Here is a 1491-nt window from a genome sequence, read left to right on the forward strand (position 1 = left end):
ATCGTCTGCGTCGGGATGAACTACGTCGCGCACGCCGCCGAGTCCGGCTCCGCCCCGCCCGAGACCGTGGTCGTCTTCCAGAAAACCCCGAACACGATCGCCGGCCCGAACGACCCGGTCACGATCCCGAAGGGCAGCGTGAAAACCGACTGGGAGGTCGAGCTCGGCATCGTGATCGGCCAGCGCGCGAGCTACCTGGGCTCGCCCGCCGACAGCCGCGCGCACATCGCGGGCTACACGGTCGTCAACGACCTCTCCGAGCGAACCTGGCAGATCGAGGAGTCCGGCGGGCAGTGGGGCAAGGGCAAGTCCGGCCCCGGGTTCTCGCCAACCGGCCCGTGGCTCGTGACCGGGGACGAGGTGGAGCCGCAGGCCCTCGCCCTGCGCAGCTGGGTGAACGGCGAGGGCCGCCAGGACTCGAGCACCGCCGACATGATCTTCTCGGTCGACCACATCGTCTGGCACCTCAGCCAGTTCATGGTCCTGGAGCCGGGCGACCTGGTCCTCACCGGCACCCCCGAGGGCGTCGCGCTCTCGGGCCGATTCCCGTACCTCGCGCCGGGCGACGTCGTTGAGCTGGAGATCGAGGGCCTGGGCCGCCAGCGCCAGGAGTACGCGGCCTACCGCGCGGGGGCCGTCGCATGAGCGCCTTCCAGGACCTCGTCGCCGTGGTCACGGGCGGCGCCTCCGGCATCGGTGCCGCCATCTCCGACCGGCTGACCGCGGGCGGCGCCCGGGTCGCCGTGTTCGATCTGCACCCCGAGCGGGTCCCCGTGGGCGGCGCGGGCTTCCGCGTGGACGTCTCCGACGACGCGAGGGTGCGCGCCGGGATCGACGCGGTCATCGAGCGCTTCGGACGAATCGACATCGTCGTGAACAACGCGGGCATCGGCGCCCAGGGCACGATCGAGAGCAACGACGACGCCGAGTGGCACCGCGTGTACGACGTGAACGTGGTCGGCCTGGTCCGGGTCGCGCGCGCGGCCCTGCCGCACCTGCGCCGCTCCCCGGCCGCGGCCATCGTGAACACCTGCTCGATCGCCGCGACCGCCGGGCTGCCCGCCCGCGCGCTCTACGGGGCGACGAAGGGCGCGGTGCTCGCGCTCACCAAGCAGATGGCCGCCGACCACCTCCGCGAGGGCATCCGCGTGAACGCCGTGAACCCCGGCACCGCGGACACCCCCTGGGTGGGGCGTCTGCTCGGCTCGGCCCCGGACCCCGCCGCCGAGCGGACCGCCCTGGAGGCGCGGCAGCCGCACGGGCGGCTCGTGCGCCCCGAGGAGGTGGCCGAGGCGGTCGCCTACCTGGCCAGCCCCCTCGCGGGCTCGACCACGGGCACCTCGATTGCCGTCGACGGCGGCATGCAGGAGCTCCGCCTCCGACCCGACGCGGGCTGAGCCCGGGCCTGGACGCCCCGTGTGCGTCCCCGGCAGGGGCTGGCCAGCCGGCCGGGCCGTCGTTAGCCTGGGAAGAGGCGGGATCCGGGCGCAC

Annotated in this window: 2 protein-coding genes; both read left to right on the plus strand. The window is 74.0% G+C overall.

The window, feature by feature from the left end; genetic code table 11:
• Positions 1–645 (plus strand): fumarylacetoacetate hydrolase family protein (locus OOT08_RS10715; protein WP_325092636.1); only part of this gene is annotated, 645 nt, incomplete at its 5' end.
• Positions 642–1397, plus strand: coding sequence for an SDR family NAD(P)-dependent oxidoreductase (locus OOT08_RS10720; protein WP_325092637.1), 756 nt, complete (start codon positions 642–644; stop codon positions 1395–1397). The genes OOT08_RS10715 and OOT08_RS10720, both read left to right, overlap by 4 nt.
• Positions 1398–1491 lie beyond the last annotated feature (94 nt).

The sequence above is a fragment of the Leucobacter sp. M11 genome, assembly GCF_035726885.1.
GTDB lineage: Bacteria > Actinomycetota > Actinomycetes > Actinomycetales > Microbacteriaceae > JAPFRB01.